Annotated in this window: 15 protein-coding genes; 9 read left to right on the top strand and 6 right to left on the bottom strand. The window is 63.5% G+C overall.

Annotated features, from left to right (window positions below; genetic code table 11):
• The first annotated feature begins 21 nt into the window (after nt 1-21).
• The 5 genes from PCA20602_RS16235 (at nt 22) to hemP (ending at nt 3257) form a co-directional block, all read left to right on the top strand.
• Nucleotides 22-444: an ExbD/TolR family protein gene (locus tag PCA20602_RS16235; RefSeq protein ID WP_069341406.1), complete on the top strand. Its 423-nt coding sequence runs from the start codon at nt 22-24 to the stop codon at nt 442-444.
• 303 nt (nt 445-747) lie between these two features.
• The gene (locus PCA20602_RS16230; protein WP_150722102.1) at nt 748-1644 is read left to right on the top strand and encodes a pirin family protein; all 897 of its coding nucleotides are present in this window, start codon (nt 748-750) and stop codon (nt 1642-1644) included.
• 184 nt (nt 1645-1828) lie between these two features.
• A complete protein-coding gene (locus PCA20602_RS16225) occupies nt 1829-2239 on the top strand; it encodes an OsmC family protein (protein ID WP_150722101.1) in 411 nt (136 codons plus the stop codon).
• 140 nt (nt 2240-2379) lie between these two features.
• Nucleotides 2380-2850 (top strand): SRPBCC family protein, encoded by a 471-nt coding sequence (locus tag PCA20602_RS16220; RefSeq protein ID WP_069341409.1) that lies wholly within the window; start codon nt 2380-2382, stop codon nt 2848-2850.
• A 164-nt stretch (nt 2851-3014) separates the two neighbouring features.
• The gene (gene hemP, locus PCA20602_RS16215; RefSeq protein WP_425495675.1) at nt 3015-3257 is read left to right on the top strand and encodes a hemin uptake protein HemP; all 243 of its coding nucleotides are present in this window, start codon (nt 3015-3017) and stop codon (nt 3255-3257) included.
• Nucleotides 3258-3585: 328 nt separating this feature from the next.
• Here the strand turns inward: hemP and PCA20602_RS16210 are convergent, their stop codons facing one another.
• The 3 genes from PCA20602_RS16210 to PCA20602_RS16200 form a co-directional block, all read right to left on the bottom strand.
• Entirely contained in the window at nt 3586-3993 is a 408-nt protein-coding gene (locus tag PCA20602_RS16210) for a GlcG/HbpS family heme-binding protein (protein WP_150722099.1), read from the bottom strand.
• Between the two features lie 142 nt (nt 3994-4135).
• Nucleotides 4136-4924, bottom strand: coding sequence for a YdcF family protein (locus PCA20602_RS16205; RefSeq protein WP_150722098.1), 789 nt, complete (start codon nt 4922-4924; stop codon nt 4136-4138).
• A gap of 191 nt (nt 4925-5115) precedes the next feature.
• Nucleotides 5116-5613, bottom strand: a complete 498-nt coding sequence (locus PCA20602_RS16200) for a Dps family protein (RefSeq protein ID WP_069341413.1) — start codon at nt 5611-5613, stop codon at nt 5116-5118.
• Between the two features lie 449 nt (nt 5614-6062).
• On the opposite strand from PCA20602_RS16200, the gene PCA20602_RS16195 reads away from it, so the two are divergent.
• Entirely contained in the window at nt 6063-6668 is a 606-nt protein-coding gene (locus PCA20602_RS16195) for a thiamine phosphate synthase (protein WP_246182192.1), read from the top strand.
• A 151-nt stretch (nt 6669-6819) separates the two neighbouring features.
• Here PCA20602_RS16195 and PCA20602_RS16190 read toward each other — a convergent pair whose 3' ends face one another.
• The 3 genes from PCA20602_RS16190 to recG form a co-directional block, all read right to left on the bottom strand.
• A complete protein-coding gene (locus PCA20602_RS16190; protein ID WP_150722096.1) occupies nt 6820-8268 on the bottom strand; it encodes a catalase in 1449 nt (482 codons plus the stop codon).
• A 408-nt stretch (nt 8269-8676) separates the two neighbouring features.
• Entirely contained in the window at nt 8677-9621 is a 945-nt protein-coding gene (locus PCA20602_RS16185; RefSeq protein WP_150722095.1) for a LysR substrate-binding domain-containing protein, read from the bottom strand.
• Nucleotides 9622-9854: 233 nt separating this feature from the next.
• Nucleotides 9855-12203, bottom strand: coding sequence for an ATP-dependent DNA helicase RecG (gene recG, locus PCA20602_RS16175; protein ID WP_425495674.1), 2349 nt, complete (start codon nt 12201-12203; stop codon nt 9855-9857).
• Between the two features lie 93 nt (nt 12204-12296).
• On the opposite strand from recG, the gene queA reads away from it, so the two are divergent.
• From queA to yajC, 3 genes are all read left to right on the top strand, one after another.
• The gene (gene queA, locus PCA20602_RS16170) at nt 12297-13379 is read left to right on the top strand and encodes a tRNA preQ1(34) S-adenosylmethionine ribosyltransferase-isomerase QueA (protein WP_150722092.1); all 1083 of its coding nucleotides are present in this window, start codon (nt 12297-12299) and stop codon (nt 13377-13379) included.
• 136 nt (nt 13380-13515) lie between these two features.
• Entirely contained in the window at nt 13516-14646 is a 1131-nt protein-coding gene (gene tgt / locus PCA20602_RS16165) for a tRNA guanosine(34) transglycosylase Tgt (protein WP_069341418.1), read from the top strand.
• 232 nt (nt 14647-14878) lie between these two features.
• On the top strand, nt 14879-15145 hold the full coding sequence (gene yajC / locus PCA20602_RS16160; protein WP_240493473.1) for a preprotein translocase subunit YajC: 267 nt from the start codon (nt 14879-14881) through the stop codon (nt 15143-15145).
• The last annotated feature ends 78 nt before the right edge of the window (nt 15146-15223 follow it).

Genomic DNA, 15223 nt, shown 5'->3' with positions numbered 1-15223 from the left:
GCGCAAGAGAAGGAGTTCGCTATGGCTATGGGTTCATACAGCAGCGACGACGGCGCCGATGACGCAATGATGAGCGAAATCAACATGACGCCGCTCGTCGACGTCATGCTGGTGCTGCTGATCATCTTCATCGTGACGCTGCCGGTGCTCAATCACGCGGTCAAGCTCGACCTGCCGCAGGCGAGCAGCCAGCCGGAAGACACCAAACCTGCCAAGGTCGATCTGTCGATCCAGGCAGACGGCAGTGTCTTCTGGGACAAGCAGCAGATCGACGACGACACGCTCAAGGCGCGTCTGGCACAGGCCGCCGACGCGCAGCCGCAACCGGAACTGCATCTGTTCGCCGACAAGAACGTGCGTTACGAGAGCGTCGCCAAGGTGCTTTCCGAGGCACAGACGGCAGGTGTCACCAAACTCGGCTTCGTGACCGAACCGGCCAAGTAAGCCGGTAAATCCACGAATCGCAGAAGCTCGGGCGCGGTGCTGGTCACCGCGCTTTTTTTCGTCCCGCGTTTCTCATCGCTTTGGTTCAGCTTTGGTTCAGCTTTGGTCCAACTCCTGCGCCTCCTTTCGCTTTTCCTCCGCAATCCCCCCGACTTCTCGTCGACTGTTCCATTCCGGTAACAATCCTTCCAGTGTTGCGGGCTACTCCCGGTGCCATTCCCCCCGATATAGTGGGGACATGACAACGGATGCCGACACGCCGCAAGTCCTTGTGCGACGCGCATCCTCACAGGAGATTTCCCCATGAGCACCACCTACGCCCGTCCGGTCGCCCGTGTCTTCACGGCAGCGCAAACGCAGGAAGGCGCCGGATTCTACGTCAACCGCCCGTTTCCGACGCGCATGATGATGGACTTCGATCCGTTCCTGCTGCTCGACGAGATGGGTCCGATGCAAGTGGCCCCCGGCGACGCCAAGGGCGCCCCCGACCATCCGCACCGCGGCTTCGAGACCGTCACCTATCTGCTCGCCGGTGAAATGGAACATCGTGACTCCCAGGGCCACGCAGGCAAGCTCACCCCGGGCGACGTGCAATGGATGACAGCCGGTGCCGGCGTGATTCACTCGGAAATGCCGTCGCAGGCGTTTCAGCAACGCGGTGGCGAAATGCACGGCTTCCAGTTGTGGGTGAATCTGCCGAGCGCGGACAAGATGATGACGCCGCGCTATCAGGAACTGCCCGCCGCCGAAATTCCGACGGCGACCAGCGACGACGGCAAGGTCTGCGTTCGCGTGATCGCCGGTGAGGCGCTGGGCAAGCAGGCCGCCATCGAGACGCACACGCCGATCCTGTATCAGCACTTCACGCTGCAACCGCAGGCGTTGCTGGATCACCCGGTGCCTGCGGACTTCAACGTGTTCGCGTACGTGGTCGATGGTGAAGGGCATTTCGGGGCCGAAGCTACCGCCGCCAAGGCACATCAGATGGTCGTGTTCGGCAACGAGGGCGAGGGCATCACCGTGCGTAACGACGGCGACACGCCGTTGTCGTTCCTGCTCATCGGCGGCAAGCCGATCGGCGAACCGGTGGCACGCTACGGCCCGTTCGTGATGAACACGGAGAGCGAGATTCGTCAGGCGATCCTCGACTTTCAGGCGGGACGCATGGGACACATCCCGGCCTCCGTCTCCCGGACCTGATCCGCAGGCACCGTTCAGGTAACGTCTTCGGGGACACGCGAGCGGGCGATGGCCTGGCTCGCGCCATTCCCGCCGGCCCGGCGAAATTGGGTCACAATGACACTCAAAGCACGCAGAGTACGTTGTGGCCCGGTTTCACCGGGCCGCCTCCATTAAGCCGCCGTCAGGACCTACAGGAGTCACCATGGCCGCAGAAGCGATTGTCACCGCCCACCTGGGCGCTGCCGGATACACCACCCATCTGTCGGACGGCAAGCACGAATGGATCGCCGACGAACCCGAGTCACTCGGTGGCGGCGATCTCGGCCCGGCGCCGTCGGCAATGTTGCTGTCCAGCCTTGGGGCCTGTACGTCGATCACGCTGCATATGTACGCGCGTCGCAAGGAATGGCCGCTCAAGGACGTGAAAGTGACACTCGCGATGAACCCGGACGGCAAACCGCCTGCCGGTACGACGCAAATCACGCGCAAGATCGAACTGGCCGGGGATTTGTCGGAGGAACAGCGTCAGCGCCTCTTGGAAATCGCCAATGCGTGCCCAATTCACAAGGTGTTGTCGGGCACCGTCGCCATCGAGAGTTCGCTGGTCGAATAGACACCCGACGCCGTGCTGACGGATTGCATGCGGCAGTCCCCGGCACGGCATTGCGCCACGGGGGGAATCATCGCGCTCACGCGTTGAAGTCTCGCCGTCGCGCGACTCGGCGTCATCCAAGGAATCAAGGGGAAATAGTCTTGCAGTACGAACACCTGATCGAGGTCAACGACCTCCTGAACCCGCTGACTCTCGCACTTACGCGCGATCAACTTTGGCGTGGCCTCGTGCTGCGCGCCGAACAGCCGGAGGCCTTCGTGCTGGGGCTCGACGAGTGCGTCATGCACGAGCGCACTGAGAACACCCTGAACCGCGAACTGCGTTTCGGTGAGACCGTCGTGCTCGATCGTGTCGTGTTCGACGCCCAGCAGGCGGTGCGCTACGAAACGGCAGCGACCGATGCCCACGCAGGCGGCACCCTTACGATGCGTATCGAAGAGCCCAATCCGACGCATTACTTCGTACGATTTACGTACAGTACGACGTTGCCGGAAGACGCCGCGACCGCAGACACGCGCTACAGCGAGTTTGTGAAATCGGCTTATCGCGAAGCGGACATCGACACCGTCCGCCGTATTCGCGAACTCGCCGAGCAAGGCGCGCTGGGCTGATCCAGCGTTTGAGCGTCATTTGTCGGACGGCCTCATCCCCCGTCCGACAACGTAGTTTTAGATAGAAACTACCGAATAAAAAATAACAATAGTCAAATTCAAATATAAATGGGAATGATTCTCATTTAAGATTCTTCTCACAGTCAGCCACACGGATGAGCGAGATGACCGCAAGCCACACCACTGCCCGCCAGACCACGCCTGCCACGGCACCGCGCCGCACCTTGTCGGTGTCGCGTTCGCAAGTGGCCAGCCCGGCGGCAGAAAAGCCGGCCAGCCCAACCACCGGTCGCCTGCTGACGAGCGATCACCTGTTGCAGGGCACGCAATGCGTGAACATCCTGCACAACGGACAGACCTACCAACTGCGCGCTACGCGCTACGGCAAGCTGATCCTGACGAAGTAAGTTGTCGAGTTTGATGCAGTAAAGGATTTTGGCGGTGGCAAGACCACGACCTTGCCGCCACCTTCACCGAGTTTTGTGGGGACCACCTCGCCTAAGAGGTGTTTGGCAGTAGCCAGCGAACGCAACGCGATCCCATGTAGTTACGGCAAGCCCCTCTCTACCTGCGTTGCGCGCCAGCCAAGCCACTTTTTTTGTCCGTCCACTCGGGTTTCATTGATGTTCTCCTCGTGGCGCAACCTGCCAAGCCTCGGGTTGTGCCAGCCGGCCTGACAAGCCTTTAACCCGCTCGAAAGAGCGGGGTTTTTCTTTTGGGCCGGCTTACGCGATATCAGGCGCCGGTAACGGCAGCGATACCGGCACGTGCGATCTGCGCGTCCTGCGCCGACTTCACGCCCGACACGCCCACCGCGCCAATGACATTGCCGTCCACGACGATGGGCACGCCGCCTTCGAGCATGGCGGTGTTCGGTGCGCTCAGGAACGCGTAACGACCACCGTTGATCATCTCTTCGAACGCACCGCTCTCGCGACGGGCGACGGCAGAGGTCTGCGCCTTGCCCAGCGACATCATGGCCGTGCTGGGGGCAGCGCCGTCCATGCGATGCAGCGACAGGGCATGACCGCCGTCGTCGACGATGGTGATGCACACATTCCAGCCGTTCGAGGTGGCTTCCGCCACGGCGGCCGCGTTGATCTTCTGCACGTCTTCAACGGTCAGGACAGCTTTCGTCTTCATACGTCTCTCTCGATTAGGGTTGGCAACTCAGGGGGCGTGCGATCACGTACGTCCCCAAAAAATCTAACGTTCCTACTTTCTTCCGCAGGCCGCCTACGATGCCGGGAATTCGTGACGTTTTGCAGGCGGCGGCGCGATCCGCTCAATGTCCTACGCCCAGCGCCATCCACTCACGCAGCGCTGCACGGGTGACGCGCAGGCCGTCGATGGTCGGCCACCAGCCGGACACGGCGTCCGCTTCGAGCACATTCGCACGGCAGCACGGTGCGGGTACCACCGTCAGCCCCGCTCGCTCGAACTGGTCGCGAGCCCGACGCATATGCCAGGCGCTCGTGACCAGATAGACGCGCGATACGCCGACGTTCGTCAACATACGCGCGCTGAAGATGGCGTTTTGCGCCGTGTTCAATGATTGTCCTTCGACCCAGCGCACCGGTAAGCCGAACTCGTCCGACATCACCTGCGCCATGACGGGTCCCTCGGCTGCGCGACCGGACGGGCTGCCGCCAGAGACAAGAATCGGCAACCGTGCCCGACGCGCCAGGAAGGCCCCGTAGCGCACCCGGGCCAACGTGGCGTCGCTGAGATCGGCCCCGTTTTCGCGACCGAACTCCGATGCGCCGACACTCATGCCACCGCCCAGGATCACCACCGCCTGCGGCAACGTCGTCGCCGCGCCGGGCGCCTGACGTGCGGCGTCGAGCGTGTTCGGGTCGACCGGTGTGCCGACTTCGAGGGGCTGGGAAAGTTTCTGTGCCACCCACGGCATCGCCTGTACCCACAAGGCCAGCACGGCGATCACGGCCAAGGTCTTGGCGCTACGCGGAAAGCGCCGCCAAAGCACGAACGCAAGCCCCGCGAGCACCAGCACGTTGGCCGGTGGCAGAAACACGCTGACGAGGAGATTGCGGGCGAGCCAGTCGAAAGGCATCCGGCCAGTGTACTGGACTGGGTCGAGGAGTGCATCCTTTCTCTATAGACCGCTCCCGTGTGATAGCACTCACGGCATGCGTTGTGAGAATTCGGAGGCGCTGGCACGTTTTGACAGGCGAATGCCAATGCAAAACGCCCGTGCACAGGCACGGGCGTCGATGGCGGCCGACGAGCGTCGGCCTGCGGGGCTCAGGCCAACAGGCTGCGCAGCATCCACGCGTTCTTTTCGTGCAGTTGCATGCGTTGCGTGAGCAGGTCGGCAGTCGGCTCGTCCGAGGCGGCGTCGACGATCGGGAAGATACCGCGCGCGGTACGCGTCACGGCCTCCTGCCCTTCGACCAGTTGACGAATCATCTCTTCGGCCGCAGGCACGCCCTCGGCTTCGGGAATCGACGATAGCTTCGCGAACTCCTTGTAGGTGCCCGGCGCCGGATAGCCCAGCGCGCGAATCCGCTCAGCGATCTGATCCACGGCCAGCGCAAGTTCGTTGTACTGGCCTTCGAACATCAGATGCAACGTGTTGAACATCGGACCGGTCACGTTCCAGTGGAAGTTGTGCGTCTTCAGGTACAGCGTGTAAGTGTCAGCCAGCAGATGGCTCAATCCTTCGACGATACGCTTGCGATCCTTGTCGCTGATGCCGATGTTCACGCTTGCCACGTTGGCTGCCTGGTTTTTCTTTGCCATGATCCGACTCCGTTTGCTGTGCCGTCTGTCAAAAAATCCGAAGACGCGCTGAAATAAAATTGCCGATTGACCGATGCCCGGCGAGCACCGCGCGAGTCTATCGGCGCCATATGGGCTGCGTGTGACACAGAACAACGTCGCACGCACATGGGGTGGGAGAGTGTGGACGCCGCAATGTTCCGCGCGGCCGATCTCCGTACTTTCCTCAAGACGTTCGTCGACGCATTCCGGTTACACTTCGCCCATGCCGCTCACACCGGATCCGCGCTGCCAGCGCGTGTGCGCCGTCACATGATTCGCGCCAGGTTTGCGCTTACCGCCCTTCGATGCGTTCCTTGCCCTCGATGCCTTCCTTGCCTTCGATTCCCCCAGGTCGCGCCGGAACATCGCGTGCGAGCGAGAAATCCCACGACACCGACGCGCACGACGGCCACGCCCGTTCGCCCGCGCTGCCCCGCCAGCTTCTGGTAACGCCCGATGTCGCTTCACGCGCCCAGATCGCTGCGTTCGCCTCGCAACTCGCTCAGGCACTCGCGCGGGGCACCCGCCTCGTTCAGTTGCGTAATCGCTCGCTCGATGCGGACGGCTATCGCGCGCTGGCCGAAAGCGCATTGGCCCTGACACACGCCGCAGGGGCGCAGCTCATCCTGAATCCGCCTCACGACGTCGCCGACCGGTGGCTCGCACCGACCAGCAGCTCCATCGCCGATACGGTGCCGAAAGCGGACGGCTGGCATCTGACCAGTGAACGTCTGATGGCCTGCGAAGCGCGCCCTGATGGCTGGAAAATCGTCAGCGCCGCCTGTCACGACGCCGCGCAACTCGCGCATGCGACGCGCCTCGGACTCGACTTCGTCACGCTCTCGCCGGTACTCGCTACCGCCACGCACCCCGATGCCACGCCGCTCGGCTGGCCGGCATTCACCAGGCTCGCCGCGCAAACCTCGCTGCCGGTGTTTGCGCTCGGCGGCATGCGTGCCGAGACACTGAACAGCGCACGCAATGCCGGGGCCTACGGCATCGCCGCGATCCGCGCTTTCTGGCCGGCGGGCTGAGCGTACCTAAATCTCGCCGCTCTCCGCGACACAAGCACCCGCGCGGGGACGGCATTCGCCCCCCCCCCGCTGAACTGCCTTTCTTGCGCCTTTCAGCACGTTCCGCCGTCAGCCCGGCAGTCATGCCGTCAGCGCCTGCATCTGCGAGGCCTTACTTCGCCAGCGCCTTGCGTGCGGCGATCACGCCTTGCGCATACGCCGGATCGATCTTCGCGAAGTGACCGATCTGACGCTCGGCAACGTCATCGGGCACGCCGTTCATCGACGCTGCGATGTTGCCGAACAAACGCGCCTTTTGCGCATCGTCGAACAACCGGAAGAGCGCACGCGGCTGCGAGTAGTAGTCCTCGTCTTCACGGTGGTCGAAGCGATCAGCCACCGCACCCACGGCTTGCTGCGGGTCGCGATACTCCGGTTGCTCAGCGAATGCACCGTAGCGATTCGGCTCGTAGTTCGGCGTGCCGCCGAGATTGCCGTCCACGCGCATCGCACCGTCGCGATGGAAGCTGTTGTGGAACGGGCACTTCGGTGCGTTGACCGGAATGGCGCTGTGATTCACGCCAAGGCGATAACGCTGCGTATCGCCGTACGAGAACAGACGCCCTTGCAACAGACGATCCGGCGAGAAGCCGATACCCGGCACGACGTTGCCCGGATTGAACGCGGCCTGCTCGACATCCGCGAAGTAGTTCTCCGGGTTACGGTTCAACTCCAGCACGCCCACGTCGATCAGCGGGTAGTCCGCATGCGGCCACACCTTCGTGATGTCGAACGGATTGAAGCGATAGCTCGCGGCATCCGCCTCCGGCATGACCTGCACCTGCATGCGCCAGCGCGGGAAGTTGCCGGCTTCGATCGATTCGAACAGATCGCGCTGATGGCTTTCGCGATCATTGGCGACGATCTCTGCCGCCTCGGCGTTCGTCACGTTCTCCACACCCTGCAACGACTTGAAGTGGAACTTCACCCAGAAGCGTTCGTTCGCCGCGTTGATGAAGCTGAACGTATGCGAGCCGAAACCGTGCTGCTGGCGATAGTTCTTCGGCAAGCCGCGATCGCTCATGAGGATGGTGACCTGATGCAGCGATTCCGGCGAACGCGACCAGAAATCCCACGCAGCCGTCGGGCTGCGCATGTTGGTCTTCGGATCACGCTTTTGCGTATGGATAAAGTCCGGGAACTTCAGCGGATCTCGGATGAAGAACACCGGCGTGTTATTACCCACGAGATCCCAGTTGCCTTCATCGGTGTAGAACTTCAGGGCGAAGCCACGCACATCGCGCTCGGCATCGGCTGCACCGCGCTCACCGGCCACCGTCGAGAAGCGCAGGAACACCGGCGTTTCCTTACCAACGGCCTCGAACACGCGGGCGCGGGAGTATTTCGTAATGTCGTGCGTGATGGTCAGCTTGCCGAAGGCGCCCGAGCCCTTCGCGTGCACGCGACGCTCCGGAATCACTTCCCGGTCGAAGTGGGCAAGCTTTTCAATCAGCCACATGTCTTGCAGCAACGCCGGGCCACGCGGGCCGGCCGTCAAGGTGTTCTGGTTATCGGTGACCGGCGCACCGGCGGCAGTCGTAAGTTTCTTCGTATCGGACATGTGACGCTCTCCTGTTTCCTGGTTCCTGATCGGGCGATCTCTTGCGACTTGCGAGTCAGGCGCCCATCAGGGCGAACTCGGCAAGTACTTGTTCCAGCGTGGTTTCGATGGCGTGCAAATAGGCCTTGAGTTGGGTCATTGCGGGCACCTTTGAATGCGTCTTTTGTTGAGGGACTGCTCGGCGGTCGGCGGCTTGTGCCCCTTGATGGGTCGGGTGCCGAGCGCATGTTGCTAGATTAATTATTTATATTAAAACGGTCGAATTAATCGTTTTTATATATGTCATAGGTAAAAACAATACGCCGCGGCATAAGGCAGCGGCGTATGGCTGAAACGGGAGACTTCGGCGATGTGGTGAGGGGTGTGGGGCGGGACGATCCGGTCCCCCACCCGTCGGTCAGTGATCCATCAGTTGGACGTCGCCGGCAGATCGAGCGGAATCACGCCCGGCAGATCACATCGGGCAATGGCCTGCGCCACCGCCTCGATAGCCGGCAGACGCGTGAAGCTCTTGCGCCACGCCAGCACGACCCGACGGTCGGGAACCGGCGCCGAGAACGGCACGTAGCTCAGCAGACTGTCTGGCGACTGCGTTTCGGGCACCGACGTCTTCGGCAACACGGTAATACCCACGCCGCTCGCGACCATGTGGCGAATCGTCTCCAGCGAGGAACCTTCGAACGTCTTCTGAATGCCGTCGGCGTTCTGCGAGAAACGCATCAGTTCGGGACACACTCCGAGCACGTGGTCACGGAAGCAATGCCCGCTGCCGAGCAGCAGCATCGTCTCCTGCTTGAGATCGCCCGCGTCGATTTGCGGACGGCCGGCCCAGGGGTGCGAGCGCGGCAACGCCACGACGAACGGCTCGTCGTAGAGCGGACGCACCATCAGCCCGCTCTCGGGGAACGGCAACGCCATGATGGCCGCGTCGATCTCGCCCTGCTTGAGCAATTCGATGAGCTTGAGCGTGTAGTTCTCTTGCAGCATCAGCGGCATCTGGGGCGTGGTCTCGATCATCTGCTTGACGAGCGCCGGCAGCAGGTACGGCCCGATGGTGTAGATCACGCCCAGACGCAGGGGCCCGGCGAGCGGGTCACGTCCCTGCTTGGCGATTTCCTTGATGGCGATGGTCTGTTCGAGCACGCGCTGCGCCTGGGCCACGATCTGCTCGCCGAGCGGCGTCACGCTCACTTCGGCGGCGCCACGCTCGAAAATCTGTACGTTCAGCTCGTCTTCGAGCTTCTTGATGGCCACCGAGAGCGTCGGCTGGCTGACGAAACAGGCTTCCGCCGCGCGACCGAAATGGCGTTCACGCGCCACCGCCACGATGTACTTGAGTTCCGTGAGGGTCATGTCGTCCTAACCTGTGTAAATTAATCGAATTACCGCAATCGATAGATTTTGTTTTTTATAGCACAATCGGACGGCAAATGCCCGTTTTCACCGATTTCGGGCGACGCCCATCGCGTCACACGCCTGCCGTCACCCTCCCGCCCCGCCGCTGCCGTCGACGCCGACGCCGATGCCGACGCCGATGCCGACGCCGACGCCGACGCCGCGAGGATCATGCGTGCTTCAAACCATCATCAAGCCTTCAGATAGTCTTCACGCGCCCCGAGCCAGCGCTCCAGATGTGCGGCCACAGCGCCGGGATGCGATTTGAGCAGCACCTCCGCCGCCTCCTGCGCGCCCGGAATCAGCCACGCGTCTTCATTCAGATCGACGAAGCGCAGCATGGCCGCCCCCGACTGACGCGCCCCGAGGAACTCCCCGGGGCCACGAATTTCCAGATCGCGCCGGGCGATGACGAAACCGTCGGTCGTCTCGCGCATGGTCTGCAAGCGCGCCTTCGCGCCCATCGACAACGGCGACGCGTACATCAGCAAACAGACCGATTCCGCCGAGCCGCGACCGACGCGCCCGCGCAACTGGTGCAACTGCGCGAGGCCGAAGCGTTCGGCGTGCTCGATCACCATCAGCGACGCGTTAGGCACATCCACACCGACTTCGATGACGGTCGTGGCCACCAGCAAGTGCGTGTCGCCGCGCGTGAAGTCTTCCATCACGGCGGCCTTCTCGGCGGGCGAGAGACGTCCATGCACGAGGCCGACGCGTAACTCCGGCAGCGCCGCCACCAGTTGCGCGTGCGTGTCGACGGCGGTCTGCAATTGCAGCGCCTCGCTCTCCTCGATCAGCGGGCACACCCAGTACACCTGCCGTCCGGCAAGCGCCGCCGCGCGCACACGGTCGATCACCTCCGGACGCCGCGTGTCACTGATCAGCTTCGTCACGACAGGGCTGCGGCCCGGCGGCAATTCGTCGATGACGGAGACGTCGAGATCGGCGTAGTACGTCATGGCGAGCGTGCGCGGAATCGGCGTCGCGCTCATCATCAACTGATGCGGCATGGCGTTCGGTCCCATGCCCGCCGTCTGCATCTTGCTGCGCAGCGCGAGACGTTGCGCCACGCCGAAGCGATGCTGTTCGTCGACGACGGCCATGCCCAGACGCGCGAACGTCACCGTGTCCTGAATGATGGCGTGCGTGCCGATCACGAGCTGCGCTTCGCCGCTGGCCACGCGGGCCAGCGCTTCGCGCTTTTCCTTTGCCTTCATGCTGCCGGCGAGCCACGCGACCTCCACGCCCAGCGGTGTGAGCCACGCCGAGAGTTTGCGCAGATGCTGCTCCGCGAGGATTTCCGTAGGCGCCATGATGGCGGCCTGAAACCCCGCGTCGATGGCTTGCGCGGCGGCGAGCGCCGCGATGATCGTCTTGCCGCTGCCAACGTCCCCTTGCAGCAGACGCTGCATCGGATGCGCCTCGGTCAGATCGGCGCGAATCTCGGCCCAGACACGCTGCTGCGCCCCCGTCAGCCGGAAAGGCAGCGCGGCTTCGAAGCGTTCGAGCAAGCCTCCCGGCACATGCTTGCCAAGGGCCGGGGCGGACAGGCGACGACGCGCCGCCTGCGCCCGTTTGAGCGACAACTGCTGGGCGAGCAATTCTTCGCACTTGATACGCAGCCACGCGGGATGCGAGCGCTCCATGAGCGCCGTCTCCGAGACGTTGGGCGGCGGCGCATGCAGCAGGCGGACCGCGTCGGCAAGGGCGGGGAGCGGATGATCCGGACCGATGGCGTCTTGCAGTAACCCCGGCGGCAGAAGCTCGGGCAGCGGCGTGCGATCCATCGCGTTGTGAATCGCCTTTCGCAGATAGGCCTGCGACAGACCGGCCGCACTCGGATACACCGGCGTCAGGGATTCGGGCAGCGGTGCGGCAGCGTCCTGCACGACCCGATAGGCGGGGTGCACCATCTCCAGCCCGAAGAAGCCGCCGCGGACTTCGCCACGCACGCGCACACGGGTGCCGATGGCAAGCTGCTTTTGCTGACTGCCATAAAAATTCAGAAACCGCAGGACCAGTTCGTGGCCTTCGTCGGCGATACGCACGACCCACTGGCGGCGTGGACGGTAGGCCACGTCGCTCGACGTCACCACCCCTTCGACCTGCGCGAGTTCGCTCGGCAGCACTTCGCCGATCTTGCGTAGCGTGGTCTCATCCTCGTAGCGCATCGGCAGATGCAGGATCAGATCGATGTCGCGCTTGAGGCCGAGCTTGGCGAGCTTGTCGGCACTGCCGGCGGCTTTCTTCGCGGCGGGCTTGGCGTCCTTCTCTTTCTTGGCGGGCTTGCCCGGCTTTTCGGATTTTTCAGCCTTATCGACATTCTCAGCCTTCGTGCCCGACGGTTTAGTGCCGCGCTTCGCGCTTTTGTCTGCGGGACGCGAAGCGGCGTCCGCCGGCGGACTTGCAGCGTCGGCAAGATCCACGAGGTCGGCGGAGGCGTCGTCAGGCGCGGTGGCGGGCATTCTGCGTTCGGTCATGCAGTCGCGAGTCGGGGGCGTCGGGGGCGTTGATGCCTGGTTTGCCGGTCTGGCCATCGAGGGATCACATCGCGATCCGGCGGGCTATCGGGCGAACCAAGTAAAATGTCGGTTTCAGGGTCTGGACAGACCTTAGCATTGTAAACGCTGATGTATACCCTTTCCGATTTCGATTTCGACCTGCCGCCCGAACTGATCGCGCAGACCGCGCTCACCGAGCGCACCGCCAGCCGCCTGCTGGAGGTCGACGGCAGCGTCACGCCGCCCCATCTGTACGATCGTCGCTTCGCCGATCTGCCCGCGATGCTCGCCCCCGGCGATCTGCTCGTATTCAACGACACCCGCGTCATCAAGGCACGCCTGTTCGGCCACAAGGCGAGCGGCGGCAAGATCGAGGTGCTCGTCGAGCGCGTGATCGACGCACGCACCGCGCTCGCCCAGATCCGCGCCAGCAAGAGCCCGCCGCCCGGCACCGCGCTGCGTCTGGCAGATGCCTTCGACGTGACCGTCGGCGAGCGCGTCGATCAGTTCTACACGTTGCATTTCCCGGACGACTGCTACACGCTGCTCGAGACCTACGGGCGTCTGCCGCTGCCGCCGTACATCGAACACGATGCCGACGCCGCCGACGAGAACCGCTACCAGACCGTCTACGCCCGTAACCCGGGCGCCGTGGCGGCCCCGACGGCCGGACTGCACTTCGACGACGGCCTCTTCGCCCGGCTCGACGCGCTCGGCGTACAACGTGCCACGCTCACGCTGCACGTCGGCGCAGGCACGTTCCAGCCGGTGCGCGTGGACAACATCGGCGAGCACAAGATGCACTCGGAGTGGTACGAAATCACGCCGTCACTGGTCGACGCCATCGCCGCCACGCGCGCGCGCGGCGGACGGGTGATCGCCGTGGGCACGACGTCGATGCGCGCCCTGGAGTCCGGCGCACAGGCCACGCGTGCCGCAGGGGGCGAGCCGGGCACGCTACGCCCCGGCAGTGCCGAGACGGACATCTTCATCACCCCGGGCTATCGCTTCCAGCTCGTCGATCGTCTGATCACCAACTTCCACCTGCCGAAGTCCACGCTGCTCATGCTCGTCTCCGCGTTTTCGGGCATGGAGACGATCCGCGCGGCGTATCGTCACGCCATCGAACAGCGCTACCGCTTCTTCAGCTACGGCGACGCAATGATCCTGTCGCGCGTCGAAATTCAGGACGCCCCGAAGGCCGCTGCCTGAATCCGTACGGCCGTGGGATCCACGGCCGTGTGACCAAGTACAATACCGCCTTGGCCGCGCATGGGGCGCGGGCCACCTTTTTACGTCCCGAGCGGGCGCCGGCTTGTTTTGCCGGTGGTGCCGGGGCGCACGACACATGCTCAAGTTCGAACTCATCACCACCGACGGGCAAGCCCGCCGGGGGCGCGTCACGCTCAACCACGGCGTGGTCGAGACGCCCATCTTCATGCCCGTGGGCACCTACGGCTCGGTCAAGGCGATGTCGCCGGTCGAACTGGTCGAGAACAACGCCCAGATCATCCTCGGCAATACCTTCCACCTTTGGCTGCGCCCGGGTCTGGAGACGATTGCCGCACATGGCGGCCTGCACCGCTTCATGGGCTGGGATCGGCCCATTCTCACGGATTCGGGTGGTTTTCAGGTGTTCAGTCTCGGCGATCTGCGCAAGATCAGCGAAGAAGGCGTGAAGTTCGCGTCGCCGGTGAACGGCGACCGCCTGTTCCTCTCGCCGGAAATCTCGATGCAGATCCAGCGCGTGCTCAACTCGGACATCGTCATGCAGTTCGACGAATGCACGCCTTACGAGATCGACGGCCGTCCGGCCACGGAATCGGAAGCAGGTCAGTCGATGCGCATGTCGCTGCGCTGGGCCAAGCGCTCCATCGACGAATTCAACCGCCTCGAGAACCCGAACGCGCTGTTCGGCATCGTTCAAGGCGGCATGTACGAACATTTGCGCGACGAATCGCTCGCCGGACTCTCGGAGCTGGACTTCCACGGTTACGCCATCGGCGGGCTGTCGGTCGGCGAGCCGAAGGAAGACATGATGCGCGTGCTGGAGCACGTGGCGCCGCGTCTGCCCGCAAACAAACCGCATTACCTGATGGGCGTGGGCACGCCGGAGGATCTCGTGGCCGGTGTGGCCGCTGGCGTCGACATGTTCGACTGCGTGATGCCCACGCGCAACGCCCGCAACGGCTGGCTGTTCACGCGCTTCGGCGATCTGAAGATCCGCAACGCATCGCACAAGAGCGATACGCGCCCGCTGGACGAAACTTGCGGCTGTTACACCTGTCGAAACTTCTCGCGCGCCTATCTGCACCACTTGCAGCGAGCCGGGGAGATTCTGGGCGCGCGGCTCAACACCATCCATAACCTGCATTACTATCTCACGCTGATGCAGGAAATCCGGGATGCCATCGAAGCGCACCAGTTCGACGCGTTCGTCGCCAGGTTCAAGGCCGATCGCTCGCGTGGCGTGCAGTGACGGCCGGGGTCCGAGGACAATCGACTCGGGCACCGAATCCCCCGGGAACGGGGTCGGGCAGTGGTAAAATGCCGGGCTTGGATCCTGCATCCTCGCACCGAAACACACGCCGCGCGTGTCCGGAAGACCGGCACACGCGGCTTCTACACGTCTTACATAAGGAGAACCGAACGTGCTGATTTCCGAAGCGTACGCTCAGACGGCTGGCGCCGCCAGCCCGACCAGCAGCCTGATGAGCTTCCTGCCGCTCGTGCTGATGTTCGTGGTGCTGTACTTCATCATGATCCGTCCGCAGATGAAGCGTCAGAAAGAGACCCGCAACATGCTGGCCGCACTGACCAAGGGCGACGAAGTCGTGACCTCGGGCGGTCTGGCCGGTCGTATCTCGAAGGTCGGTGAGACCTTCGTGACCGTTGAAATCGCCGACAACGTCGAGATCAATGTGCAGAAGGGCGCAATCACCACGTTGCTGCCGAAGGGCACCATCAAGGCGCTCTGATCCTTCGCACAACCGCTTGCGGCCGCCCTTACCGGCGGCCGCAGTGCATGGCGACACCGGTCCACACGTCGGTGTCGC

The organism is Pandoraea capi, from assembly GCF_902459735.1.
In the GTDB taxonomy this organism is placed as follows: Bacteria; Pseudomonadota; Gammaproteobacteria; order Burkholderiales; family Burkholderiaceae; genus Pandoraea; species Pandoraea capi.
The sequence above is the reverse complement of the archived record's forward strand: the minus strand, read 5'-3'. Positions and strand labels throughout refer to the sequence as shown.

What these genes read in the sequence shown, in the direction of transcription:
- hemP (WP_425495675.1), top strand. Translation starts at nt 3,015, where the DNA reads ATGACCGCAAGCCACACCACTGCCCGCCAGACCACGCCTGCCACGGCA.
- PCA20602_RS16185 (WP_150722095.1), bottom strand. Translation starts at nt 9,621, where the DNA reads ATGACCCTCACGGAACTCAAGTACATCGTGGCGGTGGCGCGTGAACGC.
- yajC (WP_240493473.1), top strand. Translation starts at nt 14,879, where the DNA reads ATGAGCTTCCTGCCGCTCGTGCTGATGTTCGTGGTGCTGTACTTCATC.
- queA (WP_150722092.1), top strand. Translation starts at nt 12,297, where the DNA reads ATGTATACCCTTTCCGATTTCGATTTCGACCTGCCGCCCGAACTGATC.
- PCA20602_RS16230 (WP_150722102.1), top strand. Translation starts at nt 748, where the DNA reads ATGAGCACCACCTACGCCCGTCCGGTCGCCCGTGTCTTCACGGCAGCG.
- PCA20602_RS16200 (WP_069341413.1), bottom strand. Translation starts at nt 5,613, where the DNA reads ATGGCAAAGAAAAACCAGGCAGCCAACGTGGCAAGCGTGAACATCGGC.
- PCA20602_RS16235 (WP_069341406.1), top strand. Translation starts at nt 22, where the DNA reads ATGGCTATGGGTTCATACAGCAGCGACGACGGCGCCGATGACGCAATG.
- PCA20602_RS16205 (WP_150722098.1), bottom strand. Translation starts at nt 4,924, where the DNA reads ATGCCTTTCGACTGGCTCGCCCGCAATCTCCTCGTCAGCGTGTTTCTG.
- recG (WP_425495674.1), bottom strand. Translation starts at nt 12,203, where the DNA reads ATGGCCAGACCGGCAAACCAGGCATCAACGCCCCCGACGCCCCCGACT.
- PCA20602_RS16210 (WP_150722099.1), bottom strand. Translation starts at nt 3,993, where the DNA reads ATGAAGACGAAAGCTGTCCTGACCGTTGAAGACGTGCAGAAGATCAAC.
- PCA20602_RS16225 (WP_150722101.1), top strand. Translation starts at nt 1,829, where the DNA reads ATGGCCGCAGAAGCGATTGTCACCGCCCACCTGGGCGCTGCCGGATAC.
- PCA20602_RS16190 (WP_150722096.1), bottom strand. Translation starts at nt 8,268, where the DNA reads ATGTCCGATACGAAGAAACTTACGACTGCCGCCGGTGCGCCGGTCACC.
- tgt (WP_069341418.1), top strand. Translation starts at nt 13,516, where the DNA reads ATGCTCAAGTTCGAACTCATCACCACCGACGGGCAAGCCCGCCGGGGG.